26 protein-coding genes are annotated in these 26,719 nt (G+C 72.0%); 15 read left to right on the top strand and 11 right to left on the bottom strand.

The features are described 5' to 3' along the window. Window positions 1-91: 91 nt before the first annotated feature. Entirely contained in the window at window positions 92-802 is a 711-nt protein-coding gene (locus AB0H71_RS26640) for a TIGR03089 family protein (RefSeq protein ID WP_357026182.1), read from the bottom strand. Continuing rightward, window positions 802-2,232, bottom strand: a complete 1,431-nt coding sequence (locus AB0H71_RS26635) for an LCP family protein (RefSeq protein ID WP_357026359.1) — start codon at window positions 2,230-2,232, stop codon at window positions 802-804. The genes AB0H71_RS26640 and AB0H71_RS26635 overlap by 1 nt, the downstream gene beginning before the upstream one ends. Window positions 2,233-2,637: 405 nt before the next feature. Between AB0H71_RS26635 and rfbD the strand changes: the two genes are divergently transcribed. Genes rfbD through AB0H71_RS26620 form a run of 3 tightly spaced genes read left to right on the top strand, consistent with a single transcriptional unit; the run spans window position 2,638 to window position 5,552 of the window. Beyond that, a complete protein-coding gene (gene rfbD / locus AB0H71_RS26630; protein ID WP_357026181.1) occupies window positions 2,638-3,546 on the top strand; it encodes a dTDP-4-dehydrorhamnose reductase in 909 nt (302 codons plus the stop codon). Between the two features lie 11 nt (window positions 3,547-3,557). Beyond that, a complete protein-coding gene (locus AB0H71_RS26625; RefSeq protein ID WP_357026179.1) occupies window positions 3,558-4,451 on the top strand; it encodes a glycosyltransferase family 2 protein in 894 nt (297 codons plus the stop codon). Between the two features lie 21 nt (window positions 4,452-4,472). Further along, on the top strand, window positions 4,473-5,552 hold the full coding sequence (locus AB0H71_RS26620) for an NDP-sugar synthase (RefSeq protein ID WP_357026177.1): 1,080 nt from the start codon (window positions 4,473-4,475) through the stop codon (window positions 5,550-5,552). Window positions 5,553-5,555: 3 nt separating this feature from the next. Here the strand turns inward: AB0H71_RS26620 and AB0H71_RS26615 are convergent, their stop codons facing one another. Continuing rightward, on the bottom strand, window positions 5,556-6,248 hold the full coding sequence (locus AB0H71_RS26615; RefSeq protein ID WP_357026175.1) for a response regulator: 693 nt from the start codon (window positions 6,246-6,248) through the stop codon (window positions 5,556-5,558). Beyond that, window positions 6,245-7,831 carry a sensor histidine kinase gene (locus tag AB0H71_RS26610; protein ID WP_357026357.1) on the bottom strand — a complete coding sequence of 529 codons (1,587 nt, stop codon included), beginning with the start codon at window positions 7,829-7,831 and terminating at the stop codon, window positions 6,245-6,247. The genes AB0H71_RS26615 and AB0H71_RS26610 overlap by 4 nt, the downstream gene beginning before the upstream one ends. A gap of 113 nt (window positions 7,832-7,944) precedes the next feature. Between AB0H71_RS26610 and AB0H71_RS26605 the strand changes: the two genes are divergently transcribed. Then, the gene (locus AB0H71_RS26605) at window positions 7,945-9,339 is read left to right on the top strand and encodes a cation:dicarboxylase symporter family transporter (protein ID WP_357026173.1); all 1,395 of its coding nucleotides are present in this window, start codon (window positions 7,945-7,947) and stop codon (window positions 9,337-9,339) included. An 83-nt stretch (window positions 9,340-9,422) separates the two neighbouring features. Further along, a complete protein-coding gene (locus AB0H71_RS26600; RefSeq protein ID WP_357026171.1) occupies window positions 9,423-10,895 on the top strand; it encodes an NAD(P)/FAD-dependent oxidoreductase in 1,473 nt (490 codons plus the stop codon). Here the strand turns inward: AB0H71_RS26600 and AB0H71_RS26595 are convergent. The 7 genes from AB0H71_RS26595 to AB0H71_RS26565 form a co-directional block, all read right to left on the bottom strand. Then, window positions 10,871-11,794 carry a cation diffusion facilitator family transporter gene (locus AB0H71_RS26595; RefSeq protein ID WP_357026169.1) on the bottom strand — a complete coding sequence of 308 codons (924 nt, stop codon included), beginning with the start codon at window positions 11,792-11,794 and terminating at the stop codon, window positions 10,871-10,873. The two genes, AB0H71_RS26600 and AB0H71_RS26595, sit on opposite strands and share 25 nt — an antisense overlap. A 66-nt stretch (window positions 11,795-11,860) precedes the next feature. Continuing rightward, the gene (gene manA / locus AB0H71_RS26590) at window positions 11,861-13,132 is read right to left on the bottom strand and encodes a mannose-6-phosphate isomerase, class I (RefSeq protein ID WP_357026167.1); all 1,272 of its coding nucleotides are present in this window, start codon (window positions 13,130-13,132) and stop codon (window positions 11,861-11,863) included. Then, window positions 13,132-14,334, bottom strand: coding sequence for a tobH protein (locus AB0H71_RS26585; protein ID WP_357026165.1), 1,203 nt, complete (start codon window positions 14,332-14,334; stop codon window positions 13,132-13,134). Before AB0H71_RS26585 ends, manA begins: the two co-directional genes overlap by 1 nt. Window positions 14,335-14,446: 112 nt before the next feature. Next, window positions 14,447-15,817, bottom strand: a complete 1,371-nt coding sequence (locus AB0H71_RS26580; protein WP_357026355.1) for a phosphomannomutase/phosphoglucomutase — start codon at window positions 15,815-15,817, stop codon at window positions 14,447-14,449. A 67-nt stretch (window positions 15,818-15,884) separates the two neighbouring features. Beyond that, a complete protein-coding gene (locus AB0H71_RS26575; protein WP_357026353.1) occupies window positions 15,885-16,259 on the bottom strand; it encodes a DUF3499 domain-containing protein in 375 nt (124 codons plus the stop codon). A 98-nt stretch (window positions 16,260-16,357) separates the two neighbouring features. Beyond that, complete coding sequence (locus tag AB0H71_RS26570) at window positions 16,358-16,846, bottom strand: metallopeptidase family protein (RefSeq protein WP_357026163.1); 489 nt, start codon at window positions 16,844-16,846, stop codon at window positions 16,358-16,360. Window positions 16,847-16,941: 95 nt separating this feature from the next. Further along, window positions 16,942-17,175, bottom strand: a complete 234-nt coding sequence (locus AB0H71_RS26565; protein ID WP_157103768.1) for a WhiB family transcriptional regulator — start codon at window positions 17,173-17,175, stop codon at window positions 16,942-16,944. A gap of 448 nt (window positions 17,176-17,623) precedes the next feature. On the opposite strand from AB0H71_RS26565, the gene cofD reads away from it, so the two are divergent. The 10 genes from cofD to ahcY all read left to right on the top strand — a co-directional run bounded on the left by cofD (window position 17,624) and on the right by ahcY (window position 26,703). Then, on the top strand, window positions 17,624-18,682 hold the full coding sequence (gene cofD, locus AB0H71_RS26560) for a 2-phospho-L-lactate transferase (RefSeq protein ID WP_357026161.1): 1,059 nt from the start codon (window positions 17,624-17,626) through the stop codon (window positions 18,680-18,682). Further along, window positions 18,679-20,118 (top strand): coenzyme F420-0:L-glutamate ligase, encoded by a 1,440-nt coding sequence (locus tag AB0H71_RS26555; protein ID WP_357026159.1) that lies wholly within the window; start codon window positions 18,679-18,681, stop codon window positions 20,116-20,118. The genes cofD and AB0H71_RS26555 overlap by 4 nt, the downstream gene beginning before the upstream one ends. Beyond that, window positions 20,115-20,633 carry an NUDIX domain-containing protein gene (locus AB0H71_RS26550; RefSeq protein WP_357026157.1) on the top strand — a complete coding sequence of 173 codons (519 nt, stop codon included), beginning with the start codon at window positions 20,115-20,117 and terminating at the stop codon, window positions 20,631-20,633. The genes AB0H71_RS26555 and AB0H71_RS26550 overlap by 4 nt, the downstream gene beginning before the upstream one ends. 105 nt (window positions 20,634-20,738) lie before the next feature. Continuing rightward, window positions 20,739-21,962 carry an alkane 1-monooxygenase gene (locus AB0H71_RS26545; RefSeq protein ID WP_357026155.1) on the top strand — a complete coding sequence of 408 codons (1,224 nt, stop codon included), beginning with the start codon at window positions 20,739-20,741 and terminating at the stop codon, window positions 21,960-21,962. Further along, on the top strand, window positions 21,959-22,126 hold the full coding sequence (locus tag AB0H71_RS26540; protein ID WP_357026154.1) for a rubredoxin: 168 nt from the start codon (window positions 21,959-21,961) through the stop codon (window positions 22,124-22,126). The genes AB0H71_RS26545 and AB0H71_RS26540 overlap by 4 nt, the downstream gene beginning before the upstream one ends. Continuing rightward, entirely contained in the window at window positions 22,123-22,305 is a 183-nt protein-coding gene (locus AB0H71_RS26535) for a rubredoxin (protein ID WP_357026152.1), read from the top strand. Before AB0H71_RS26540 ends, AB0H71_RS26535 begins: the two co-directional genes overlap by 4 nt. 40 nt (window positions 22,306-22,345) lie before the next feature. Next, window positions 22,346-22,966 (top strand): TetR family transcriptional regulator, encoded by a 621-nt coding sequence (locus AB0H71_RS26530; RefSeq protein ID WP_357026150.1) that lies wholly within the window; start codon window positions 22,346-22,348, stop codon window positions 22,964-22,966. A gap of 212 nt (window positions 22,967-23,178) precedes the next feature. After that, window positions 23,179-24,327: an alkane 1-monooxygenase gene (locus AB0H71_RS26525; RefSeq protein ID WP_357026351.1), complete on the top strand. Its 1,149-nt coding sequence runs from the start codon at window positions 23,179-23,181 to the stop codon at window positions 24,325-24,327. Between the two features lie 39 nt (window positions 24,328-24,366). Beyond that, window positions 24,367-25,104 carry an alpha/beta fold hydrolase gene (locus AB0H71_RS26520; protein ID WP_357026148.1) on the top strand — a complete coding sequence of 246 codons (738 nt, stop codon included), beginning with the start codon at window positions 24,367-24,369 and terminating at the stop codon, window positions 25,102-25,104. 117 nt (window positions 25,105-25,221) lie between these two features. Continuing rightward, complete coding sequence (gene ahcY, locus AB0H71_RS26515) at window positions 25,222-26,703, top strand: adenosylhomocysteinase (RefSeq protein WP_357026146.1); 1,482 nt, start codon at window positions 25,222-25,224, stop codon at window positions 26,701-26,703. Window positions 26,704-26,719 lie beyond the last annotated feature (16 nt).

The raw sequence follows: 26,719 nt of genomic DNA, 5'->3' as shown, positions 1-26,719 counted from the left end.
ATGTGGTGAACACCACCGTACGAGAACCCGGCCGCGCGCGGAACGTGCCCGGGGCGGAGCCGGTTCTCCTACCGGGGTCGGAGAACGCCTCTCAGCGCCGGGCGGTGACCCGCTCGGCCTCGGCCCGCCGCTCGAGCTGCGCGGGGTCCGGGTTCACCACCTGCACCAGCGACGCCCCCGCGGCGAGCACCGCGAGGAAACCGTCGATGAGCTCGGCGGGCGTGCCCCACGGCGTACTGGAGAGCACCCGGTCGCCCTCGGCGAAGCCCTGCCTGCGCGCGGAGCCGCGCGCCTCGGCCAGCACCTCGGCGACGGTCAGCCCGTCCAGCGCGGTGCCGAGCCCGCCGGGCAGGAACTGGTCGCCGTGCACCCGCACGGAGGTGGCGAAATCGGTGATCCCGACCGGCAGGTCGCGCACCGGCGCGCCGAGCGCGTCCAGCGAGAGCGCGGCCACCTCGGGCACGCCGCCGGCCTCGTCGATCCGGGCCGCGGTCACCAGCGCCAGGTCGGCGTCCGGATCCGGGCGCAGCACCACCTCGACCCCGGCCCACCAGCAACCGAGCAGCACCGCCGCGGTCTGCCAGTGCGCGGGCAGCAGCACCGCGACCCGCGCGCCCGGCGCGAGGCCGAACTCGTCGCGAATCAGGTTGGCGGTCTTGGCCGCCCAGTTGGCCAGCGTCAGCCCGGAGAGCTCGATCCTGGCGCCGGTGGCGTCGTCGTACCAGGTGACCCTCGGCGCGGCGGGCTCGCGGGCCAGCACCGGGTCGAGCAGGGCTTCGGTGAGCGTCAGGGCGTCTCGCATCAATTCACGCATTTCGGTCCGGTGTTCCCTGCGGCGATCGGAGGGGCGGGTGGGACGGGCGTCGCGGTGGCGGCCGCCGTCTCGGAGAAGTCGAACACCCCGGCCGCGGACGAGCCGGGACCAGAATAGTCGCTCGCCAGCACCACGCCGACGGCACCGGGCAGCACCGTCGCGTCGGCGCGCACCGGCAGCCCGCCGAGCGCCTCCGCCACCGCCGCGGCCTTCGGGTCCTCCTCGTCGGCGGCGACCACCGCGCTGGCGAGCGCCGTCTCCCCGGTCCAGTTGCCGATCGCGCCGGAGCGGAACCCCTTGCCGGTCAACGCCTCCGAGACCTGCCCGGCCAGCCCGGCCACCCCGGAGGAGTTGTAGACGTCGACCGTGACCGCGGAGGGCAGCACCGCGGGCTCGCCCGCGCCCTGCTCGCCGACGAGCGAGGCCACGTACTTCTTCACCGCCTTGGGCTCGACCTTCACCACCGCCTCCCCGTACGCGGTGGTGCCGTTCAGATCGGCCACCGGGATGGTCTCGAACCGCACCTGCCCGGCCGAGAGGTCGCGCAGCTGGCGCAGGAAGGCGAGCACGTCCCAGTCCTCGTCCAGCACCACGGTGCGGCCGACGGCATCGCTGAGCTGCTGCAACCGCCCCGGATTGCCGAGCGTGCCCGCGCTCAGCACCTGGCTCACCAGCTGCGCCATGAAGACCTGCTGGCGCACGATCCGATCCAGGTCGCCGCGCGGCAGGTCGTGCCGCTGCCGGACGAAGCTGAGCGCCTGCGGGCCGTTCAGCTTCTGCTGCCCCGCCGGGAAGTCGGCGCCGGACATCCACTCGTCGACGGCACTGGTCAGGCAGACGTCGACGCCGCCGACCGCGTCGGTGAGCAGCACGAAGCCGAGCAGGCTCACCTCGGCGTAGTGGTCGACGCTGATGCCGGTGAGGTTGGCGACCGAGGAGATCAGCGCCTTGCGCCCGGCCTGGGTGGAGCGCTCCTCGGCGGCCGCCTCGGAGACGCCCTGGTTCAGCAGCTTCAGCCGCTCGGTCTCCTTGGTCGCGCCGTACGCCGAGTTGATCTTGCCCTTGCCGAAGCCGGGGATGTCGACGTAGGAATCGCGCGGGATCGAGATCGCGGTCGCCGAGCTGCCGTCGTTCGGCACCCGGATCAGCACGATGGTGTCGGTATTGGTGCCCACCTCGTCGCCGGCGTGCAGCATGGCGCGCTCGTCGTCGGAGAGCGGGTCGCCGTGCGCGTCGGTGCGGCTGTCCACCCCGACCAGCAGAATGTCGACCGCGCCGTCCCGGCCGCCGCCCAGCGAGAGGTCGTCGATCCGCTCGATATCGGAGACCAGGGCGTCGACGCCGTGCCAGCCGTAGCCGGTGACCGCGAAGGTGGCCACCGCGACCAGCGCCACCAGCACCCGCACCGGGCCGAAGATGGCGGGCCGCGGCTTCTCCTCGACGACGGGCGCCGGCGGCTGGACCGGCTTGCGCCGCCGCTCGGACCGCTCCGCCCGCGGCTTTCGCTCGGGCCGCTCCGAGCGCGTCCGGCGCTCGTTGCGTGGCTGCCGCTCCGGCCACGGCCGCCGCTCGGAGCCGGGCCGCGGGGTGCGCTGCCGGGGTGCGCGCCGGTCGCGGCCCGGTTCCTGGTCGTCGTACCCGCGCTGCGGCACCTGTGCGTCCTCTCTGCGAATCGAGCACAGTGCTCGTCCACCTGCAGTCTCCCGTACGGCGGACCCGCCCCGCGCCTCGGCCGTTCGCGCCCCGGTCAGAGACCTCAGGCTAACCAACCGCGACCGGGACGCCGCCGAACCACGCCCGCCCGGCGTGCCAGACTGGCGGCCGTGACCGACGCGACGGAAGCAGCCGCCACCGCCCGCACCCCCCTGATCGTGACCGGGGCGAGCGGGCAGGTCGGGCGCGAGCTGCTCCGGCTCGCCCCGCACGCGCGCGGGTACAGCAGGCACGAGCTGGACATCCGGGATCCGGACGCGGTGCGGGCCGCGCTGGAGCCGGGTGCCGTCGTGCTGAACTGCGCCGCCTACACCGCGGTGGACGCCGCCGAGACCGACGCCGAGGCCGCCTTCGCGGCCAATGGCACCGGACCGGAGGTGCTCGCCGCGGCCTGCGCCCGTGCGGGGGCGAGGCTGGTTCATCTCTCGACCGACTACGTGTTCTCTGGTACCCGCTCGGCCTCCGGCGACACCGTGCCGTACGACACCACCGACGCCCCCGACCCGGTCACCGTCTACGGCCGCTCCAAGCTGGCGGGCGAGCGGGCCGTGCTGGCGAGCGCCGCGCGGGCGCACGTGGTCCGCACCGCCTGGGTGTACTCGGCCGGCGGCGCCGACTTCGTGAGCACCATGCTCCGGCTGGAGCGCGAGCGCGACACCGTCGACGTCGTGGCCGACCAGGTCGGCAGCCCGACTTTCGCCGCCGACCTGGCCGCCGGGCTGCTGGAGCTGGCGGCGCGCCCGGAGGCGCCGCGGCTGCTGCACGCCACCAATGCCGGGCAGGCCAGCTGGTACGAGCTGGCCCGCGCGGTCTTCGCCGCCGCGGGCGCCGACCCGGAGCGGGTGCGGCCGGTGGATACCGCCGCCTTCCCCAGACCCGCTCGGCGCCCGGCCTATTCGGTGCTCGGCAACCGGTCCTGGGCCGAGGCGCGGCTCACTCCGCTGCGGGAATGGCAGGTCGCGCTGCACGCGGCGCTCGCGCGGGCCGGGGCGGGCGCGGCCGCGGGCACCGGCGACTAGGCTGGGCCGCCGTGAGCGCAACCGAATCCGCTGCCCCCGGTGGGCTCGTGGTCGTCACGGTGACCTATTCACCGGGCGAGCACCTCGAGCACTTCGTCACCACCCTCGCCACCGCGACCGAGGAGAAGCCCCAGGTCATCCTGGCCGACAACGGCTCCACCGACGGCGCCCCCGAACTCGCCGCCGAGGCGAACTCGCATGTCCGGCTGCTCCGCACCGGCGGCAATATCGGCTACGGCGGCGCCATCAACATGGCCGTCGCCCAGATCGACCCCTCGGTCGAGTTCGTGGTGATCGCCAACCCGGACATCCGCTGGGGCACCGGCGCCATCGACGAGCTGCTCGCCGCCGCGCAGCGCTGGCCGCGGGCGGGCGCGCTCGGGCCGATGGTGCGCGAGCCGGACGGCAGCGTCTACCCCTCCGCGCGCCGGGTCCCCGGGCTCGCCGACGGCGCGGGCCACGCCATCCTCGGCGCCGTCTGGCCGGGCAATCCCTGGACCCGCCGGTACCGCCAGGAGAACGAGGAGATCTCCGAGCGCACCGTCGGCTGGCTCTCCGGCTCCTGCCTGCTGGTCCGGCGCGCCGCCTTCGACAGCATCTCCGGCTTCGACTCCCGCTACTTCATGTACATGGAGGACGTCGACTTCGGCGACCGCATGGGCCAGGCCGGGTGGCACAACGTCTTCGTGCCGTCCGCCGAGGTCACGCATGCCAAGGGCCACGCCGCGGGCAAGCACCCCGAGCTCATGCTGCCCGCGCACCACGCCAGCGCCTACCGCTTCCAGGCGGACCGGCATCCGCACTGGTGGCAGCTGCCGTTGCGGCTCGCCCTGCGCGCCGGACTTGCGGTCCGCTCCCGGATTGCGGTTCGATCTGCGCTGCGCGCGCAAGGCCGCGAGCGCTAGGAACTCTCGACAGGGGAGCTGATGGCAGGCAACGAAGGTACCGACGCGGTCATCCTGGTCGGCGGAAAGGGCACCCGGCTGCGGCCGCTGACGCTCTCCGCGCCCAAGCCGATGCTGCCGACGGCCGGGCTGCCGTTCCTGACGCACCTGCTCGCCCGGATCAAGGCGGCCGGCATCACGCACGTGGTGCTCGGCACCTCGTTCAAGGCCGAGGTCTTCGAGGAGCACTTCGGCGACGGCTCCGAGCTCGGGCTGGAGATCGAGTACGTCTTCGAGAACGAGCCGCTCGGCACCGGTGGCGGCATCAGGAACGTGCTGCCCAAGCTGCGCGCCGACACCGTCATGGTGTTCAACGGCGACGTGCTCGGCGGCACCGACCTGGGCGAGGTGCTCGACACGCACCACACCACCGGCGCCGACGTCACGCTGCACCTGGTCCGGGTGAGCGACCCGCGCGCCTTCGGCTGCGTGCCCACCGATGCCGACGGCCGGGTGCAGGCGTTCCTGGAGAAGACCCAGGATCCGCCGACCGATCAGATCAATGCCGGGTGCTACGTGTTCCGGCGCGAGTACATCGAGAAGATCCCGGAGGGGCGGCCGGTCTCGGTCGAGCGCGAGGTCTTCCCCGCGCTGCTCGCCGAGGGGGCGCGGGTGCAGGGGCACGTCGACTCGTCGTACTGGCGGGACATGGGCACGCCGGAGGACTTCGTGCGCGGCTCCGCCGACCTCGTGCGCGGCATCGCGCCCTCGCCCGCCCTCCCGGGGCAGCGCGGAGAGTCTCTGGTGCATCCCGGGGCCGGGGTCGCGCCGGGGGCGCTGCTCATCGGCGGCACGGTGGTCGGCCGCGGCGCCGAGATCGGGGCCGGGGCCCGGCTGGACGGCGCCATCGTCTTCGACGGCGCCGTCATCGAGGCCGGGGCCACCGTCGAGCGCACCATCATCGGCTTCGGCGCCCGCATCGGCCCGCGTGCCCTCGTCCGCGACGGCGTCATCGGCGACGGCGCGCACGTGGGCGCCCGGTGTGAGCTGCTGCGCGGGGCTCGGGTGTGGCCGGGCGTCGTCATCCCCGACGGCGGCATCCGGTTCAGCACCGACGTCTGACGGTCACGCCTTCCAGATGTAGCGGCTCTTGGGGCGGCCCGCGCGGCCGTAGTCGGACTTGCGGTCGACCAGGCCGTCGTCGGCCAGCTTCTCGAGGTAGCGCCACGCCGTGATCCGGGAGACGCCAACCGTGGCGGCTGTCTCGGTGGCGGTCACGCCCTGGGGGGTGGTCCGGACCGCCTCGGAGATCTCCCGCAGCGTCTGGGGGGCGAAGCCCTTGGGGGTGGTGGCGCGCTGGTCGCTGGTGCGGAGGATGCCGAAGGCGCGGTCGATCTCCTGCTGGGTGGCGGCGGATTGCCCCTCGGGGAGGGCGTGCCGGAATTCGCGGTAGCGCTCCAGCTTGTCCCGGAAGGCGGCGAAAGTGAAAGGTTTCAACAGGTAGAGGACCACGCCGGAGGCCACGGCGGTGCGCACCATGGTGAGGTCGCGGGCCGAGGTGATGGCGATGACGTCGGGGCGCGGGGTCAGCCCGGCCATGGCGGTGGCGAGGTCGAGGCCGCTGGCGTCGGGGAGCCCGATGTCCATCAGCACCAGGTCGATGGGGGCGTCGTTCGCCGACGCCTCGGCGACGGCCCGCATCCCCTCGCGCGCGGTGTGCGCGACCCGGACGGCGGTGAACCCGGCGAGCCGCTCGACGTAGGCGCGGTGCGCCTCGGCGATGAGCGGTTCGTCCTCGACGATCAGAACTCTGATCACTCCGGCTCGTCCTTTCGCGGAATCGTCACCACCACGGCGCTCTCGGGTACCCGGTCGGTCCGGATTGTGCCACCGTGCCGCGAGACCACCCGATGCACCAGGGCCAGACCGATGCCGTGGTGGTCGCTCTTGGTGGTGTACCCGCGCTCGGCGGCCCGCGCGAAGAGCTCCGCCGACATGCCGGGGCCGCTGTCCGCCACCCGGACCTCCAGTGCCTCGTCGTGCCGCCCGACCGTCACCTCCACCCAGCGGTCGGCGGAGGCGGCGGCCGCGTCGATGGCATTGTCCACCAGGTTGCCGACGAGCGTGACCCCCTCGTGCGCGGAGAGCGGCCGCACCGTCTCCAGCGCGGTCTCGTCGCTCACCGTCAGCTCCACCGAGCGCTCCGCCGCCTGGTTCACCTTGCCGAGCAGCAGCGCGGCCAGCGCGGGATCGCCGACGGCCGTGAGCATCCGGTCCACCAGCGCCTGCGAGAGCTCCAGCTCGGCGGTGGCGAACTCCACCGCCTCCCGGTAGCGGCCGAGTTCGACCATGGTGACCACGGTGTGCAGCCGATTCGCCGACTCGTGCGCCTGCGCGCGCAGCGACTCCGCGAAGTTGCGCACCGAGTCGAGTTCGCCGAGCACGGTGCGCAGTTCGGTGTGGTCGCGGATGGTCATGACGGTGCCGATCGGGCGGCCCTCCCAGGTGACCACGTCCTGGTTGACCAGCAGCACCCGGTCCTCGGTGACGTGCGTCTCGTCGCGCACCTCGCCGCTTCCGGTGCGGCGCAGCGAGATCGGGAGGTCGTCGCGGCGGACCGGCCCCGCGGGGAGGTCGAGCAGCCGCCGCGCCTCGTCGTTCACCACGTCGGCGCGGCCGTCGGCGTCGAAGACCACCAGCCCCTCGTGCACCGAGTGCAGCACCGCGTCGTGGTGCTCGTACATGGCGCGCAGCTCGGCGGGGGCGAGGCCGTGCGTCTGCCTGCGCAGCCTGCGCCCGATCAGGAAGGAGCCGCCCGCCGCGGTGGCCAGCCCGGCGATGGCGACCGCCAGGATCGAGCTCAGCTGCGCGCCCACCTCGTCGCCGATCCGCGCCCTGGTGACCCCGGCCGAGACCAGCGCGACCACGGTGCCGCCGTCGTACACCGGCGTGACCGCGCGGATGGAGGGGCCGAGCGTCCCGGTGAAGGTCTCGGTGAAGGTCTGCCCGGCCAGCGCGCGGTCGATGGTGCCGGTGAAGGGCTGGCCGATCCGCTCCGGGTCGGTGTGCGTGTAGCGGGTCCGGTTCGGCGCCATGACCACGATGAAGTCCATTCCGGTCTCGCGCCGGATGCGCTCGGTGACCGGCTGCAGCAGCAGCGTCGGGTTCTCCGAGCGCACCGCCTCGACCAGCCCGGGGGAGCGGGCCAGGCTCACCGCGACGTCCACCACCTCCTGCGCGGTGGCGGAGTCGCTGTCGTGCCTGGCGTCCACCACGGCGAGCACCGCGCCCGCCGCCACGATCAGCGCGACCACCGCGAGCTGCAGCACGAAGGCCTGCCCGGCCAGGGTGAAGCCGCTTCTGTTTCCTTTGGTTCGTTGTTGTCCGCCGTAGAACCGCACCACCTGAACGTAATGCACCAAACAGTGACCCATGTCACTGGCGGGGAACATCCTGAGCACACGGGCGGCATCGGTCGTCATCGCGGGGGCATCGACCAGAAGGAACATCGGCAATGAGCGACACCACGCATCCCGCGGTCCCGGCGACGGACGGCCCACCGGCCCGCCGGGACCGCACGCACTGGCTCTACATCGCGGTCATCATCGCGGTCGTCGGCGGCATCCTGGTCGGCTGGCTCGCGCCGGACCTGGGCAAGGCGCTCGGCCCGCTCGGCACCATGTTCGTGAACCTGATCAAGATGATGATCGCGCCGGTCATCTTCTGCACCATCGTGCTCGGCATCGGCTCGGTGCGGAAGGCGGCCACCGTCGGCAAGGTCGGCGGGCTCGCCATCGGCTACTTCCTCGCCATGTCCACGGTGGCGCTCGGCATCGGCCTCGTGGTCGGCAACCTGCTCGACCCGGGCAGCGGCATGAACCTCGGCCAGGACGCCGGGGCGGGCGCGCAGTACGCCGACCAGGCGCACGCCGGCGGCGGCACCGTCGAGTTCGTCCAGGGCATCATCCCGACCAGCCTGCTCTCCGCGCTCACCGGCGGCAGCGTGCTGCAGGCGCTCTTCGTGGCGCTGCTGGTCGGGTTCGCGGTGCAGGCCATGGGCAGCGCGGGCGAGCCGGTGCTGCGCGGCATCGGCGTCATCCAGAAGCTGGTCTTCCGGATTCTCTCGATGATCCTGTGGCTGGCCCCCATCGGCGCCTTCGGCGCCATCGCCAACGTGGTCGGCCGCACCGGGCTGGACGCGGTGCTGCAGCTCGGCACCCTGATGATCGCCTTCTACCTCACCTGCCTGGTCTTCGTCTTCGGCATCCTCGGGGTGCTGATGTGGAGCGTCTCCCGGGTGAGCATCTTCAAGCTCTGCCGCTACCTGGCCCGCGAGTACCTGCTCATCGTGGCCACCTCGTCCTCGGAGTCGGCGCTGCCGCGGCTGATCGCCAAGCTGGACCACCTCGGCGTCGAGCGCACCACCGTCGGCGTGGTCGTGCCCACCGGCTACTCCTTCAACCTGGACGGCACCGCCATCTACCTGACCATGGCCTCGATCTTCATCGCCGACGCCATGGGCCAGCCGCTCACCCTGGCCGAGCAGCTCGGGCTGCTGGTCTTCATGATCGTCGCCTCCAAGGGCGCGGCCGGGGTCACCGGCGCCGGGCTGGCGACGCTGGCCGGCGGGTTGCAGAGCCACCGCCCCGACCTGCTCGACGGCGTCGGGCTGATCGTCGGCATCGACCGCTTCATGTCCGAGGCGCGGGCGCTCACCAACTTCTCCGGCAATGCCGTCGCCACCGTGCTGATCGGCACCTGGACCGGCACCATCGACAAGGTCAGGGTGGGCGAGGTGCTCGACCGCAGGATCCCCTTCGACGAGCGGACCATGCTGGACGACGAGCACGGTGACGCCGCCGAGCAGGCACCGGCGTCCTCCACCGAGAAGAAGCTGGTCACGGCCTGAGGGCCCGCGGAAGGGAACCCGTCCGCGGGGTTCCCTTCCGCACGTCCGGGGTTGTGTGGCCGCGTGGTGGGTAGCGTTCAGTTATGGCGGATGTTGTTGTCGTCGGCTCCGGGCCCAACGGGCTCGCTGCCGCCGTTGTGCTGGCCAGGGCCGGACTCTCGGTCGATGTCTACGAGGCGTACGAGGCGGCGGGCGGCGGCTCCCGCACCGCCGAGCTGACGCTCCCCGGCTTCCACCACGACGTCTGCGCGGGCGCCCACCCCATGGCGCTCGCCGCGCCCTTCTTCCAGGCCTTCGACCTGGCCGCGCACGGCGTCGAGCTGCTCGCCCCCGAGGTCTCCTACGCGCACCCGCTGGACGGCGGCATCGCCGGGGTGGCCTGGCGCGACCTGGACCGCACGGTGGCCGGGCTCGGGGCCGACGGCCCGGCCTGGCGCCGCCTCTTCGCCCCGCTGGTCGAGCGCTGGCCCGAGGTGGTCGAGCTGGCCATGTCGGATATGCGGCACCTGCCCATCGCCAGGGCCACCACGATCCGCTTCGGGCTGCGCATGCTGGAGCAGGGCAGCCCGGCCTGGAATGTGCGGTTCCGGGAGGCGGCGGCGCCCGCGCTGCTCACCGGTATCGCCACGCACGCCATCACCCCGCCGCGCAAGCTGCCCGCGGTCGGCGCGGCGCTGCTGCTCGGCACGCTGGCGCACGCGGGCGGCTGGGTGATCCCGCGCGGCGGCAGCCAGGCCATCCCGAACGCCATGATCGCCGAGCTGGAGCGGCTCGGCGGCCGGGTGATCACCGGCCACCGGGTCGACTCGCTGCACGACTTCCCGGACGCCAAGGCGGTGCTGCTCGACACCGCCCCCGCCGAGCTGCTCCGGATCGCCACCACCGAGCTGCCCGAGCGCTACGCCGCCACGCTGCGCCGCTTCCGCTACGGCGGCGCCGCCTGCAAGGTGGATTTCGCGCTCTCCGGGCCGGTGCCGTGGCAGGCCGAGGGCTGCGACCGCGCCGGCACCCTGCACGTCGTCGGGACCAGGGCCGAGGCCATGGCGGCCGAGCAGGCGGTCGCGGCGGGCCGCCACGCCCCCCGCCCGTACGTGCTCGCCATCCAGCCGGGCGTGGTGGACGACACCCGCGCCCCCGCCGGCAAGCACACCTTCTACACCTACGCGCACGTGCCGCACGGCTCGACCAGGGACGTCAGCGAGGACATCATCGCCCAGGTCTCCCGCTTCGCCCCCGGCTTCCGCGACCTGATCCTGGACAAGCACGTCTACACCGCCGCGCAGCTGCCCGCGCACAATGCCAACTACATCGGCGGCGACATCTCGGCGGGCGCGATGAACCTGTGGCAGACCGCCTTCCGGCCGGCGCCGCGCTGGAACCCGTACCGCACCCCGCTGCCCGGGGTGTACCTCTGCTCGTCCTCGACCCCGCCCGGCCCGGGCGTGCACGGGATGTCCGGCATGCACGCCGCGGGCCACGCGCTGCGCGAGCGGTTCGGCATCGATACCGACCCGCTCACGCTGCTCGGCGATCAGGCGGGGGCGGGCGTCCGGTAGAGATCCGGCTCCAGGTAGATCACCCTGGCCGCGGGCACCGCGGCCCGCACCCGCTGCTCGGCCGCGTCGATGGCGGCCGCGATGGCCTCGATGTCCAGCCCGGGGGTGATCGCGATCTTCGCCGCCACCAGCAGCTCCTCCGGGCCCAGGTACTGGGTCTTGAGGTGGATCACCCGGTCGATGCGCTCGCCGTCGACCAGCCCGGCGCGGATCGCCCTGTCCTCCTCCGGGGTCGCGCCCTCGCCGATCAGCAGGCTCTGCATCTCGATGATGAGCACGATGGCGATCACGCCGAGCAGCGCGCCGATGAAGAGGGTGCCGATGCCGTCCCAGATCGGGTCGTCGGTGAGCACCGTGAGCCCGACGCCGGCGAAGGCGAAGAGAAGGCCGATCAGCGCGCCGGTGTCCTCCAGCAGCACCACCGGCAGCTCCGGGCTGCGCGAGTTCCGGATGAACCGCCACCAGCTGGCCGAGCCCTTGAGCGGCCTGGACTCCTTGATCGCGGTGCGGAAGCTGAAGGACTCCAGCGCGATCGCGATCACCAGGATCACGATCGCCACGATCGGCGAGTTCAGCTCCTCCGGGTGCTGCACCTTGTGGATGCCCTCGTAGATCGCGTACACCGAGCCGAGCGTGAAGAGCACCAGCGCGACGACGAACGAATAGAAGTACCGGTTGCGGCCGTAGCCGAACGGGTGCAGCCGGTCGGCCTCCTGCGCGGCGCGCTTCTGCCCGAGCAGCAGCAGCCCCTGGTTCGCCGTGTCGGCGACCGAGTGCACGCCCTCCGCCAGCATGGAGGCCGATCCCGTGATCGCCGCGCCGATGAACTTCGCCACGGCGATGCCCGCGTTCGCCGCCAACGCGGCGATGATCGCCTTCCTGCCACCACCAGCCGACATCGTGGCCCCTTCCCTCCGCGATACCCGCGCCGCTCCGGCACGGGTGCGCTGCGCGCGGAGATCAGACTAGGCCAGCCCCGCCCGCTCCTCCGGGCGGACCGGGACCCGGAGCCCCGCGGTGCTGCCGACGCAGGCGCAGAACACCTGGGCGGGGCCGTCCAGCGCCTGCGCCCGAATGTCGATGTCGGCGGCGGAGACCCAGGCCGCGCCGCCGCGCTCCAGGGTGATCGGCGCGCCGGTGTGGTCGTGCAGCCGCACCCGCCCCGCGGTGCAGAGCACGATGCCGGGCCCGGCGTGCGTGAGCGGCACGTGCGCGGCGCCCTCGGTGAGGTCGAAGCGGCGCAGCGCGAACTCCGGCGCCGGGGTGCGGTAGCGCACCGAGCCGTCGCCCGCCGGCTCCGGCAGCACCACCGGCAGCTCGATCGGCTCGAAGTCGAGCACCCGCAGCAGCTCCGGAACGTCCACGTGCTTGGGGGTGAGGCCGCCGCGCAGCACATTGTCCGAGTTCGCCATGATCTCCACGGCCAGCCCGCGCAGGTAGGCGTGCAGATTCCCGGCGGCGAGGAAGAGCCCCTGGCCCGGCTCCAGCGTGATCCGGTTCAGCAGCAGCGCGGCCAGCACCCCGCCGTCGCCCGGGTACGCCTCGGCCAGCTCCAGCGCGGTCTTGGCCTCGGCGGCGAACGGCCGCGGCCCGGTGCCGGAGAGGTAGCGCACGCAGCCGTCGAGCACCGCGGGGAGCAGCCCGGCGAGCGCGCCGTGCGGCAGCGTGATCCAGGTGGTGAAGAGCATGCGCAGCCCGGAGGCGTCCGGCTGCGCGGCGAGCAGCTCCGCGTAGTGCGCCAGCTCGCCGACGTCGAGCGCGCGCAGCAGCTCGACGGTGCGGGCCGGCTCGCGGAACCCGGCCAGCGCCTCGAACCGCTCCAGCGCGACCACCAGCTCCGGCTTGTGGTTGTCGTCCCGGTAGTTGCGCAGCGGCGAGTCCAGCGCCACCTCGGCGGCGTTCTCCCGGCGGAAGCCCGCCCGCGCCTGCTCCCGGCTCGGGTGCGCCTGCAGCGAGAGCGGCTCCTCGGCCGCGAGCAGCTTGAGCAGGAAGGGCAGCGTGCCGTCGAACGGCGCCGCGGCCCAGCCGAGTTCGCGCGCCGGATCGGCGGCTACCAGGTCGAGCAGGGAGCGCGTGCCCGCGCCGTCGAGCACGACGTGCGCGGGGTCGGCCGGGTGCGCGCCGAACCACAGCTCGGCCTCCGGGTGCGCCGAGGGCACCGGCCTGCCGCACAGCTCCGCGAGCGCGGTGCGCGACCCCCAGGCGTACGAGCGCAGCGCACCCACCAGTTCGTGCACTAGAAGCGTCCCCCGTCGTACCGGTCCGGCGCGCCGCCGCCGGGAGCGGCGAGCAGCCCGAGGTAGGCCGCGGCCATCTCCAGCCGCAGCGCCAGCACCGCCAGCTGCTCCACCTCGCCGCCGCGGCCGGGCGACGGCGCGGCGTCGGCGGGCGGGGTGGCCGGCGCGGCCGGGTCGGTGAGCCCGCTGTGCAGCAGATCCACCTCGGCGTTCACCAGCTCGGCGTCGACCGGGCCCGCGCCGTCGCCGCCGAAGCGCGCGATCCGCCTGCCCGCCGCCGCCTGGTCGGCGTCGGCGCTGAGCACGAAGATCCGCACCCGCTCCACCGGGGCCGGGCCGTCCAGCTCCTCGTCGTGGAAGAGCGGGTCGAAGTCGGGCGCGGCGGTGGCGGCCACCGCGACCAGCCGCGGCTGCGCGGCCACCGCCTCGGCCAGGTTCACCGCCGTCGCGATCTGCCCGGCCGCCTGCAGCAGCACCTCGGCCGCGTGCCCGGCGAGCGCCGCCGTGGCCGGCGAGTCGCCGCTGAACACCACCCGATGCTGGCGCATCCGGGCGGCCAGCGTCTTGGCCGGGTTGTGGAAGACCTCGTGCTCCGGGCCGTCGCGCAGCGCCTCGGCGTCCAGGATGTCGGCGAGCTTGTCCAGATCCGGCACCGCGACCCCGGCGCGGCCGGGATCGATGGCGGCCAGCACGGCCAGCCCGGCGGCGAAGTACCGCAGCAGCCGATTGTGGTCGAGCACCGGAACCCGCGGCTCCAGCAGCGCGGCCCTGCCCCCCGTCGCGGCGGCCAGCGGCCCCTCGACCGGCGCGGCGACCACCACCTCGGCGCCGCGCCGCTGGGCCCGGTCCACCGCCTCGAGCAACCGCGGGTCGCCCGCGTCGTCCCCGGCGACCAGCACCACGTCCAGCGCGCCGACCCAGGGGGGCAGCGTGGCGACCGGGACGACCGGCAGCCCGGCCTGCGGCCCGAGCGCGGCGATCAGCAGCGCGGCGGCCCGCGCGGCCCGGCCGGAACCGGTCACGATCACCAGGCTGCGGGCGCCGGAGCTGGGCAGTGTGGCGAGCGCGTGCTCGGTGACGGCCGCCGCGGTGGCACGCACCTGGGCGCCGCCGGATGCGGCGGAGCGCAGCAGACCGGCTCCGTCGGCGGCTGCGATCGACGCGGCATCGTCGAGGTCGAGCACCGGTGTTCCAGCGATCATCGGGCGTCCCACCTCCCCTCATCGCGGTGTGATCGGTCGGTCCGTACCCGCCGCCCCGGCGTCCACACCGAGGGCTCGGGCGAATGCGGTCTCTGTGATTCCACTATTCCAGTCAGGAGCGGACGATGCTCAGGATCTCGGTCACGAGTGCGTCTACTTCGGCCGCCGATCGGGCCTCGACGTTCAGCCGCAGCAGCGGTTCGGTATTCGACGCGCGCAGATTGAACCAGGCGTTGTCCGGCAGGTCGACGGTCACGCCGTCCAGCCGGTCCACCGACCGGGCGCGAGCGGCGAAGGCGTCCAGCACGGCCGCGGTGCGCTCGGCGGCGTCCGCCACCGTGGAGTTGATCTCGCCGGAGGCGGCGTAGTTCGTGTACGCGGCCATCAGCTCGGAGACCGGGCGCTGCTGCTCGCCCAGCGCGGCCAGCACGTGCAGCGCGGCCAGCATGCCGGAGTCGGCGCCCCAGAAGTCGCGGAAGTAGTAGTGCGCGGAGTGCTCGCCGCCGAAGACCGCGCCGGTCTCGGCCATCTGCTGCTTGATGAAGGAGTGCCCGACCCTGGTGCGCACCGGGTTGCCGCCGAGCTCGGCGACGAGCTCCGGCACGGTCCGCGAGGTGATCAGGTTGTGGATGATGGTGGCGCCCGGCTCCTTGGCCAGCTCCCGCTCGGCGACCAGCGCGGTGATCGCCGACGGCGAGACCGGCTCGCCGCGCTCGTCCACCACGAAGCAGCGGTCGGCGTCGCCGTCGAAGGCGAGGCCGATGTCGGCGCCGCTGCGCCGCACCAGCTCCTGCAGGTCCACCAGGTTGGCCGGGTCGAGCGGGTTGGCCTCGTGGTTCGGGAAGGTGCCGTCCAGCTCGAAGTAGAGCGGCACGATGCTCAGCTGCCGCAGCCCGCCGAGCACCTCGGGCACGGTGTGCCCGCCCATGCCGTTGCCCGCGTCCACCGCGACGGTGAGCGGGCGGGAACCGTCCAGGTCGACCAGCCCGCGCAGGAACTTGGCGTAGTCGGAGAGCAGGTCGGTGCGGACCGCGTCGCCCCGCGCCCCCTCGAACTCCGGCACCCCCGCGACCACCTCGGCCGCGATGCCGGCGAGCCCGGTGTCCTGCCCGACCGGCTTGGCGCCCGCCCGGCACAGCTTGATGCCGTTGTAGCGGGCCGGGTTGTGGCTGGCGGTGAACATGGCGCCGGGGCAGTCCAGGTCGCCGCTGGCGAAGTAGAGCTGGTCGGTGGAGGCCAGCCCGATGTGCACCACGTCGAGGCCCTGCGCCCGCACCCCGTCGGCGAAGGCATCCGCGAGCTCCGGTGACGAGGCCCGCATGTCGTGCCCGATGACGACCCGGTTCGCCCGCTCGCCGCGCATCAGCCGCGCGAACGAGGCGCCGACCTCGCGCACGAACGCGGCATCGATCTGTTCGCCGACGACACCGCGGACGTCGTAGGCCTTGATCACCGCGTTCACGGCGTCGGCGGAGCGGGGCACTGTCATGGGGAACACCCTAGTAGGCGGGGGCGCGCGGACTCGACGGCTCCCCCGGTGGCCGCGGCGGTCAGTTCGGGGGGTCGGGCAGTACCCGCAGGTGCCCGCGGCGGCCGGTGCGGCCGGGGCGCGGCGGCTGCGGCGTGTGCTCCCGGTACCCGCGCTGATCGTGCTCCGGCGGCCTGCGCCGCAGCCCGGCCTCCCTGACCGCCTCGGCGAGCGCGGTCAGATCGTCGTCGTCCGGGGTGCTGAAGCCGCCCTCGTGCCGGACCATGTCCCAGCCCTTGGGGGCGGTGATCCGGGAGGCGTGCGTTTCACAGAGATCCCAGGAGTGCGGCTCCGCCACCACGGCCAGCGGCCCGACCACGGCGGTCGAGTCCGAGTAGACGAACGTCAGCGTCGCGACGGCTGGATTCTTGCAGCCGGGCCGGACGCAGCGACGCATGGGGATCACGAATGTGAGAGTAACCCCGCGGGCCCCGTCATGTGGACAGACACGCCTGGGTAATTCGTCGCACCGGCAGCGGAAAGGCGTACCACGGGCTACTCCTCCTCGTCGTCCGCCGGATCGATGACATCGGGGTCGACCCCGAGATAGGTGGCGATCTGCTGGACGAGCACCTCGCGCAGCAGATCCACGAGATCGTCCGGATCGCCCGCGCGCAACTCCAGCGGCTTCCGGAAGAGCACCACCCGTGCCCTGGTCGCGGTGCCGTGCCGATCGATGCCCGCGGGCACCAGCCGGGAGAGCGGAACCGGGCCGTCCGCCACCACCTCGTCCGGCCAGGTGACCGAGTCCGGGTGCAGCGGGCGGATTTTCGGGACATCGTCGACGGCGATGTCGAGTTTGGTCAATCGGTCGTGCCACTTCGAGTCGAGCGGCGCGAAGGCCTCGAGCACGAGCCGATCGAACTTCTGCCCCCTGGTGCGCCACGCGGGCACGGTCGGGGGGAGCACCGGACCGCGCAGACCGCGGCCGCGGCGGATCACCGACCTCGCGGTCGGCGGGCGGCGGTGACGGGAACGGGCCATGGCTCGAACCTAGCCGCTCCGCCGTCGTGGCTGTCGCCTGGCACGGCCGCCCGCGCCGGACCCGGACGCTCCCGCGCCGGGGCCGGCGTGGGCGGTCAGACGATGCCGCGCTTGAGCCGGCGCCGCTCCCGCTCGGAGAGCCCGCCCCAGATGCCGAAGCGCTCGTCGTGCGCCAGGGCGTACTCCAGGCACTCGTCGCGCACCTCGCAGCCCAGGCAGATCCGTTTCGCCTCGCGGGTCGAGCCGCCCTTCTCGGGGAAGAACGCCTCCGGATCGGTCTGGGCGCAGAGCGCCCGCTCCTGCCACTGCTCCTCGATCGAGTCGAACATCTCGTCGAAGCCGGTGATGATCAGGCTCAACCGGGGTGGTTCGGCACCGCCCTCGTCCTGCCCACTACCGGTGTCTTCGCAGACGCCACGAGCTGCGCCTGCTGTGGAATCGGTTTGCGATACGCCGTCCGGTATGCCCGAAGGGTCCAGCTCAATGGCCATCGCTCCGCCTCCTCACTGTGTGTTAGCGCAGAAAGATTCTTTCCGTCGGACCGATGCGCCCACCGACGGCCCTACCCCGCGACGTAGTCCCGCGGACATCCCCGAACGTGCCGTCCCGATGCGAACAGGTGTTCGAAAACTTGTTCGCGCCTTGATCTCTCGCGCGAACCCGGAATGACATGCTTGTGATTAGACACGCCGGTGCCAGCGGTGGTCAAGCCGATGAAGCTATTCCGTTACTATCCGGCACCGCATTAAGCGGCGGGGTCCCGCGGGGGAATAGCAAATGAGCAGCAAATATACCGTGGAGAGTACTCGATCGCGCCAGGGCCTAGGCTCTGCGGATGTGAGTGGACAACGAGCGGATGTCGCGCCCGGCGCGGAGCGGCGGATCGCGGTGCTGGTCGGCGGAGTCGGTGGCGCGCGCTTCCTGCAGGGCGTCCGGGAATTGCTGCCGGATGCCGAGATCTCGGCGATCGTGAATGTCGGCGACGATGTCTGGATGCACGGCCTCCGCATCTGCCCCGACCTGGATACCTGCATGTACACGCTGGGCGGCGGGATCGATACGGAGCGCGGCTGGGGCCGGGTCGGCGAGACCTGGCACGCGAAGGAGGAGCTGGCGGCTTATCGGGCGCAGCCGGACTGGTTCGGGCTCGGTGATCGAGATATCGCCACCCACCTGATTCGCAGTGAAATGTTGCGTGCCGGGTATCCGCTGTCAGCGGTCACCGAAGCGCTCTGCAATCGGTGGCAACCGGGGGTGAAACTTCTCCCGGCAACCGATGATCGCTGCGAAACCCACGTCGTTGTGGACGACGCGGACAACCCCGGCGAACGTCGCGCGATCCATTTCCAGGAGTGGTGGGTTCGCTATCGCGCGAACATCCGGACCCATGGATTCGCCACAATCGGGGCCGATGAGGCGAAACCTGGACCTAATGTGATCGAAGTCATAGAAGGTGCCGATGCGGTATTACTGGCCCCCTCGAACCCCGTAGTTAGCATCGGTTCCATCCTTGCCGTTCCCGGCATTCGCGGCGCGCTGCGCACCACCGCGGCGCCGGTGATCGGGCTCTCGCCGGTGATCGACGGAAAGCCGCTGCGCGGCATGGCCGACGAGTGCCTCTCGGTGCTCGGGGTGGAGACCACCGCCGAGGCCGTCGGCAGGCACTACGGCGCCCGCTCCGGCACCGGCATCCTGGACGGCTGGCTCATCCACAGCACCGACTCCGCCGAGGTCGACGGCGTCGAGGTGCGCAGCGTCCCGCTGCTCATGACCGATCCGGCCGCGACGGCGGAAATGGTCAAGGATGCCCTGGATCTCGCGGGGGTGAAGCCGTGACGCTCGAACCGGAGCGCGCACCCGGCCGGCCGGGCTCGGCGCCCGCGGGCGACCGCGGCCGCGCGCCGCAGGGCGATCCCGCGGCCTCCGCCGCGCCGCTCCCCGATCACGCCGCGGGCGAGCTGCGCATCCTGCCGATCATCGGCCTGCCCGAGTTCCGTCCCGGTGACGATGTCGCCGCGCACCTGGCCGAGCGGGCCCCCTGGCTCGCCGACGGCGACATCCTCGTGGTCACCAGCAAGATCGTCGCCAAGGCCGAGGGCCGGATCGCGCACGCGCCCAGCGATCCCGACGAGCGCGACGCCGCGCGCCGCGCGCTGGTGGCGCAGGAGGCCGTGCGCGTGCTCGCCCGCAAGGGCCGCACCCTGATCACCGAGAACAAGCTCGGCATCGTGCAGGCCGCCTCCGGCGTCGACGGCTCCAATGTCGAGCGCGACGAGCTGGTGCTGCTCCCCGCCGACCCGGACGGCAGCGCCGCCGCCCTGCGCCGCGCCCTGGCCGAGCGGCTCGGCGTCCGGGTGGCGGTGGTGATCACCGACACCATGGGCCGGGCCTGGCGCAACGGCCAGACCGACGCCGCCATCGGCGCCAGCGGGCTGCGCGTGCTGCACGACTACGCGGGCGCCGTCGACGGCCAGGGCAACGAGCTCCAGGTGACCCTGGTCGCGGTCGCGGACGAACTCGCCGCGGCGGCGGATCTGGTGAAGGGCAAGCTCGGTGGCGTCCCGGTGGCCGTGGTGCGCGGGCTCCCGGTCGCCGACGACGGCTCCACCGCCGCCGACCTCATCCGCCGCGGCGAGGAGGACCTCTTCTGGCTCGGCACCGCCGAGGCGATCGAGAAGGGGCGCCGGGAGGCCGTGCTGCTGCGCCGCTCGGTGCGGAGCTTCACCGCCGAGCCGGTCGAGCCGGAGCGGGTGCGCGCCGCCATCGGGGTCGCGCTCACCGCGCCCGCCCCGCACCACACCCGCCCGGTGCGCTTCGTCTGGGTGCGCACCCCCGAGCTGCGCGAGCGGCTGCTCACCGAGCTGGCCGCCGCCTGGCGCGCCGACCTGACCGGCGACGGCCTCGACCCGGAGCGCGTGGAGCGCCGGATCGCCAGGGGCCGCATCCTCTTCGACGCCCCCGAGGTGGTCATCCCGTGCTGCGTGCCGGACGGCGCGCACGACTACCCGGACGCCACCCGCCGCGCCGCCGAGGACACCATGTTCACCGTCGCGGTCGGCGCGGCGGTGCAGGGGCTGCTGGTCGCGCTGGCCGCCGAGGGGCTCGGCAGCTGCTGGATCGGCTCGACCATCTTCGCCCCCGCCGCCACCCGCGCCGTGCTCGGGCTGCCCGCGGCGTGGAAACCGCTGGGCGCCATCGCCATCGGGCACGCCGCGGAGGAGCTCACCGCGCGCTCGCCGCGCCCGCCCGGCGACGGCCTGGTCGAGCTGTGAGCGCGGAATCGCTGCACGCCTCCGCCACCGCGCTGCTCACCGAGTGGGCCCCGGCCGCGCCGGGGGAGCGCTCGCTGCGCGAGGCCATGCTGGCCTTCCTCGGCTCGGCGCCGCGGGGGTGCCTGCGCGCGCACGCGCCCGGTCACGTGACGGCATCCGCGGTGGTCTTCTCGCACGACGGCCGGGAGGTGCTGCTCACCCTGCATCCCCGGGTCGGGCGCTGGATCCAGCTCGGCGGGCACTGCGAGGAGCCGGACGCGACCGTCGCCGACGCGGCGCTGCGCGAGGCCGTCGAGGAGTCCAGCATCCCGGACCTCACCCTGGAGCCCGGGCTCTACGGCGCCCAGGCGCACCCCATCACCTGCTCGCTCGGGCAGCCGACGCGCCACCTCGACCTGCTCTTCCGGATCACCGCGCCGCCGGGCGCGATCCCGGTGCGCAGCAGCGAGTCGGCCGACCTGCGCTGGTGGGGTGTGGATGCGTTGCCGCCGGACGCGGACGTGCTGCTGCGCTGATTTTACAAATTCTTCGATTTGTATAGATTGCCGACACGATCGGCGGTATCGTCAACCTAACGCGGTAACGCACATCACACTGTGTATCCGGGATGGGAGACGACGATGTCCACCGAAGCCGAACCCTCGTCCATCGAGGCGCCCGCCTGGCGCGACACCAAGCGCCTCTACTGGCTCTGGGGGCTCTTCGCCCCGGCGGGGCTGTTCCTCATCGGGCTGCCGACGATCTACCTCTTCAGCCGGCTCGGCTGGGACGGCGCCGCGCACGTGCCGTTCTGGCTCGGGCCGATCCTGATCTACCTGGTGATCCCGATCGCCGACGTCTTCATCGGCCCGGACGGCGACAACCCGCCGGACGAGGTCATGGAGTACCTGGAGAACGATCGGTACTACCGCTACCTCACCTACCTCTACCTGCCGCTGCAGTACGCCTCGCTGATCCTGGCCTGCTACCTGATCACCGCGGACGACCTCTCCTGGCTGCACATCGACGGCGGGCTGTGGACGGTGGACCGGATCGGGCTGGCGATCACCGTCGGCATCATCGGCGGCGTCGGGATCAATACCGCGCACGAGCTCGGACACAAGAAGGTGGAGCTGGAGCGCTGGCTCTCCCGGATCGCGCTGGCCCAGTCCGGGTACGGCCACTTCTATATCGAGCACAACAGGGGCCACCACGTGCGGGTGGCCACGCCGGAGGACCCGGCCAGCTCCCGGCTCGGCGAGAGCTTCTACCGCTTCTGGCCGCGCACCGTGTGGGGCGGGATCACCTCCTCCTGGCGGCTGGAGAAGGCGCGGCTGGAGCGGACCGGCTCCGGGCCGTGGTCGATCCACAACGAGGTGCTGAGCGCCTGGGCCATGACGGTGCTGCTCTTCGGCGCGCTCTGCGCGATCTTCGGGATCGGGCTGCTGCCGTACCTGCTGCTGCAGGCCGTGGTCGGGTTCAGCCTGCTGGAGGCGGTGAACTACCTGGAGCACTACGGCCTGCTCCGGCAGCGCACCCCGAGCGGCCGGTACGAGCGCGCCGCGCCGACGCACAGCTGGAACAGCGACCACCTGGTCACCAATATCTTCCTGTACCACCTGCAGCGGCACAGCGACCACCACGCCTACCCGACCCGCCGCTACCAGACCCTGCGCAGCTGGGAGGGCGCCCCCAACCTGCCCGCCGGCTACGCCACCATGATCCTGCTCGCGTACGTTCCGCCGCTCTGGCGCAGGGTGATGGACCCGAAGGTGCTCGCGCACTACGACGGCGACGTCACCAGGGCCAATATCCTGCCCGCGCGGCGGGAGCAGGTGCTCGCCCGCTACGGCGCCGCCTCGTGAGCGCCTACCGCTGCCCCGTCTGCGCGTACGTCTACGACGAGGCGAAAGGCGAACCGCACGAGGGCTTTCCGGCGGGGACGGCGTGGTCGGCGGTACCGGACGACTGGTGCTGCCCGGACTGCGGGGTCCGCGAGAAAATCGACTTCGAGGAGGCTCCGGCATGACCGACTACAAGCTCTACCAGTGCATTCAGTGCGGTTTCGAGTACGACGAGGCGAAGGGCTGGCCGGACGACGGCATCGCGCCCGGCACCCGCTGGGACGACATCCCGGACGACTGGAGCTGCCCGGACTGCGGCGCCGCCAAGGCCGACTTCTTCATGGTCGAGATCGAGCGGTCGTGACATTTTGACTGCGGCGCACGCCCGTGCCACTGTCGCGGGTATGCCGCGCTCCGGATCCAGGCCGTCGTATCAGGAGGCCGCGCGGGAACTGCTGCGCACCTCGGTGCTCGACGCGGTGCGCGGCCTGCTCACCGAGCGCGACTGGTCCAAGATCACCCTTGGTGACGTCGCGACCAGGGCCGGGGTGAGCAGGCAGACGCTCTACAACGAGTTCGGCTCGCGCACCGGCCTCTCCCAGGCCTACGCGCTTCGCCTCGCCGACGACCTGGTCGACCACGTCGCGGCGGCCATCGCCGCGCACGTGGGCGACGCCCGCGCCGCCATACACGACGGCATCGCCAACTTCCTGGTCGACGCCGCCGCCGACCCGCTGGTCCGCTCGCTGGTGGCGGGCGAGGTCAAGCTGGACCTGCTCCGGCTCATCACCCTGGACGCCGGGCCGCTGCTGGAACACGCGGGGGAGCGGCTCGCCGCGGCATTCCAGCACAGCTGGGTCGCGGCATCGGCCGCGGAGTCCGCGGTGCTCGCGCACGCCATGGTGCGGCTCGCCATGAGCTACATCCCCACCCCGCCCACGCCCGACCGCGACACCCCCGCGGAGCTCAGCCTGCTGCTCGGCCCGTACGTGGAGGCCATCCTCGCGGCCCGCGCCCCTTCCTGACGGAGTTGTCCACAGGCGCCGCCTCCCCCCTCGCCTCCGCTTTGTGGACGGGGTAGCCTCGTTCGTGAGATCGCTTGGGGGAACCCGACAAATACCGACCGCTGTCATTGTGCTCGTGGCCACGTTTTTGTCTGTAAGGGGGGTGTAACGCGCGCGTGATCTGGAACTATTCCTATGACACAGAAAGTACGGCTTTACGTAGCGGAGCAAAGGTGCAAAGGGCAGACACATCGCCAGACTCGAAACGGCACCTGTGGTTTCTGGGGTTGATCGCTCCCGCATCGGCCCTGCTGCCCTCGCAGCTGGTGTACCAGACGGGGTGGGCGGTGTTCTGGTGGATCGGGCCGTTCATCGTGCTGGTCGCGATTCCGGTCCTGGATTGGCTGGTCGGGGAAGACGGGTCCAATCCCAGGGATGAGGACTACGAGCGGTTGTCGGCCGACCGGTACTACCGGTGGTGCACGTATCTGTTCCTGCCGATTCAGCTGATCGGGTTGTTGATCGCCTGCTGGATGTGGGCGGGGACCGAGCTGAGCGTGGTCGACAAGTTCGGGCTCGCGACGACGCTGGGGCTGGTCTCGGGGATCGGGATCAATGCCGCGCACGAGCTGGGGCACCGGGTCGAGCACCTGGAGCGGTGGCTGGCCAAGCTGGCGCTGGCCCAGTCCGGGTACGGGCATTTCTTCGTCGAGCACAACCGCGGGCACCACGTGCGGGTGGCGACGCCGGAGGATCCGGCCAGTGCCCGGCTGGGGGAGTCGCTCTATGCGTTCCTGCCCCGCAGCGTCTCGGGTGGGTTCCGGTCGGCGATCACGATCGAGCGGCAGCGGCTGGCGCGCAACGGTGTGCGGTGGTGGTCGCCGAAGAATCACATCCTGCAGGCGTGGTCGATGACGGTGGTGTTGTTCGGTGGGCTGGTGCTGGCGTTCGGGGTGGCGGTGTTGCCGTGGTTGCTGGTGCAGGCGGTGATCGGTGCGGTGTTGCTGGAGACGGTGAACTATGTCGAGCACTACGGGTTGTTGCGGGAGCGCAAGCCCGATGGGCGGTGGGCTCGGTGTTCGCCGCGGGATTCGTGGAACAGTGATCGTCTGGTGACGAATATCTTCCTGTTCCATTTGCAGCGGCACAGTGATCATCATGCGAATCCGGGGCGGCGGTATCAGACGTTGCGGACCTCGGAGGTGGCGCCGCAGTTGCCCGCGGGGTACGCGTCGATGATCCTGTTCGCCGCGATCCCGCCGCTCTGGCGGCGCATCATGGACCACCGGGTGCTCGCCCACTACCGGGGCGACATCACCAGGGCCAACCTGCAACCGGGCAAGCGGGAGCGGCTGCTCGCCCAGTACGGCAGCGTCGCCTAGCACTCCACGGCCGGGCCGGGTGAGGTTAGGCTGCGCTAGATGCTCGAGCGGATCCTGTTCGTCGGTCTCACGGCCGCACTCGCCCTGTTCGGTACCGCCGGGGCCGGGCACGCCGAGCCCGCCCGCGGGGTCGTGGTAATCGTGCCCGGCCAGTACCTCGGGGCGCTGCCGTACCAGCCGCTCGCGGCCGCACTCCGGGCCGACGGGTACGAACCCGTCGTGCTCGACCTGAAGGGCATCGACATCGCCGCCGACGCCGGTGCCATCGACGGCGCCGTCGCGGCGGTGGCCGCGGCGCACCCGGGGCAGCCGATCACCCTGGTCGGGCACAGCATCGGCGCGCTCAGCAGCCGGTACTACCTGCGCGAACTCGGCGGCATCGGCACCGTGGCGCGGTACGTCGCGATCGGCGCACCGCAGTACGGCTCGCCCGGCGCCTGCGGGCAGCCCGCCGCACCCGAGGCGTGCCCCGGCACGCCCTTCATGGAGCAGCTCAACGCCGGGGACGACACCCCCGGCGCCACCACCTACTACGCCATTCGCAGCGAGCGCGAATGGAGTGATGGCCGGCTCGACGGCGGCCAATGCCGCCTCACCCCCTTCCCGACCCTCGGCAACGGCGGTATCGACCACTCGCTGGAACCGGTGCTGCCCGCGGTACTCGAGCAGCTGCGCTCCGCGCTCGCCGGTGGCTGCGCCGGCGAGTACGCCGACGAACCCGACGGCGCCATCACGGCGGAGTCCACGCTCTTCCCGAGCGGGATTCCGTTCGGCTGAGCCGCACCGAATTCGGCTCGGTGCGTTCGGCCGCCGCAGCCGGGGGACACCTCGGCACGGCCCACGACCGAGCGGCTAGCCTTGCCGGGTACCGCCGCCCAATCCCTGGAGAGGCAGATGACGACTTCCGAACTTTCCGCTGAAACCGCTTTGACGGCCGATGTCCGCAATGGCATCGACTACAAGGTGGCGGATCTGTCGCTGGCCGAGTTCGGCCGGAAGGAGATCCGGCTGGCCGAGCACGAGATGCCCGGGTTGATGGCGTTGCGCCGTGAGTACGCGGAGGTGCAGCCGCTCAAGGGTGCGCGGATCTCCGGGTCGCTGCACATGACGGTGCAGACCGCGGTGTTGATCGAGACCTTGACCTCGCTGGGTGCGGAGGTGCGGTGGGCGTCGTGCAATATCTTCTCCACCCAGGACCACGCCGCCGCGGCGGTCGTCGTCGGCCCGCACGGCACGGTGGACGAGCCCAAGGGCACCCCGGTCTTCGCCTGGAAGGGCGAGAGCCTGGAGGAGTACTGGTGGGCGGCGGAGCAGATGCTCACCTGGCCGGGTGAGCCGGCGAACATGATCCTCGACGACGGCGGCGACGCGACCATGCTGGTGCTGCGTGGCGCGCAGTTCGAGAAGGCCGGTGTCGTCCCGCCCGAGGACGAGGACCACTCCGCGGAGTTCAAGGTGTTCTTGAACCTGCTGCGGGAGCGGCTGGCGTCCGAGAACGGGAAGTGGTCGGCGATCGCGGAGTCGGTGCGCGGGGTGACCGAGGAGACCACGACCGGCGTGCTGCGGCTGTATCAGTTCGCGGCGGCGGGGGAGCTGGTGTTCCCGGCGATCAACGTCAACGATTCGGTGACCAAGTCGAAGTTCGACAACAAGTACGGCACCCGGCATTCGCTGATCGACGGGATCAACCGGGGCACCGATGTGCTGATCGGTGGCAAGAAGGTGCTGATCTGCGGGTACGGCGATGTCGGCAAGGGGTGCGCGGAATCGCTTGCCGGGCAGGGCGCGCGGGTACAGGTAACCGAGATCGACCCGATCAACGCGTTGCAGGCGCTGATGGACGGCTACGACGTGGTGACCGTGGAGCAGGCCATCGGCCAGGCCGACATCGTGATCACCTCCACGGGCAACAAGGACATCATCACCCTCGAGCACATGAAGGCGATGAAGGACCAGGCGATCCTGGGCAATATCGGGCACTTCGACAACGAGATCGATATGGCCGCCCTCGAGCGTTCGGGTGCGGATCGGTTGAACATCAAGCCGCAGGTGGATCTGTGGACGTTCGAGTCGGGCAAGGCGATCATCGTGCTGTCCGAGGGCCGGTTGCTGAACCTGGGTAACGCGACCGGGCACCCGTCGTTCGTGATGTCGAACAGCTTCTCCAACCAGGTCATCGCGCAGATCGAGCTGTGGACCAAGCCCGAGCAGTACGACAACGAGGTCTACCGGCTGCCCAAGCACCTGGACGAGAAGGTCGCCAAGATCCACGTCGAGGCACTCGGCGGCACGCTGACCAAGCTCACCAAGGACCAGGCCGAGTACATCGGCGTGGACGTGGAGGGCCCGTTCAAGCCGGACCACTACCGGTACTGACGCACCGGGCCCCGCC

The organism is Nocardia sp. NPDC050697, from assembly GCF_040654395.1.
Lineage (GTDB): Bacteria > Actinomycetota > Actinomycetes > Mycobacteriales > Mycobacteriaceae > Nocardia.
Note: the sequence above shows the minus strand (reverse complement) of the source record. Positions and strands in the feature narration are given on the sequence as shown.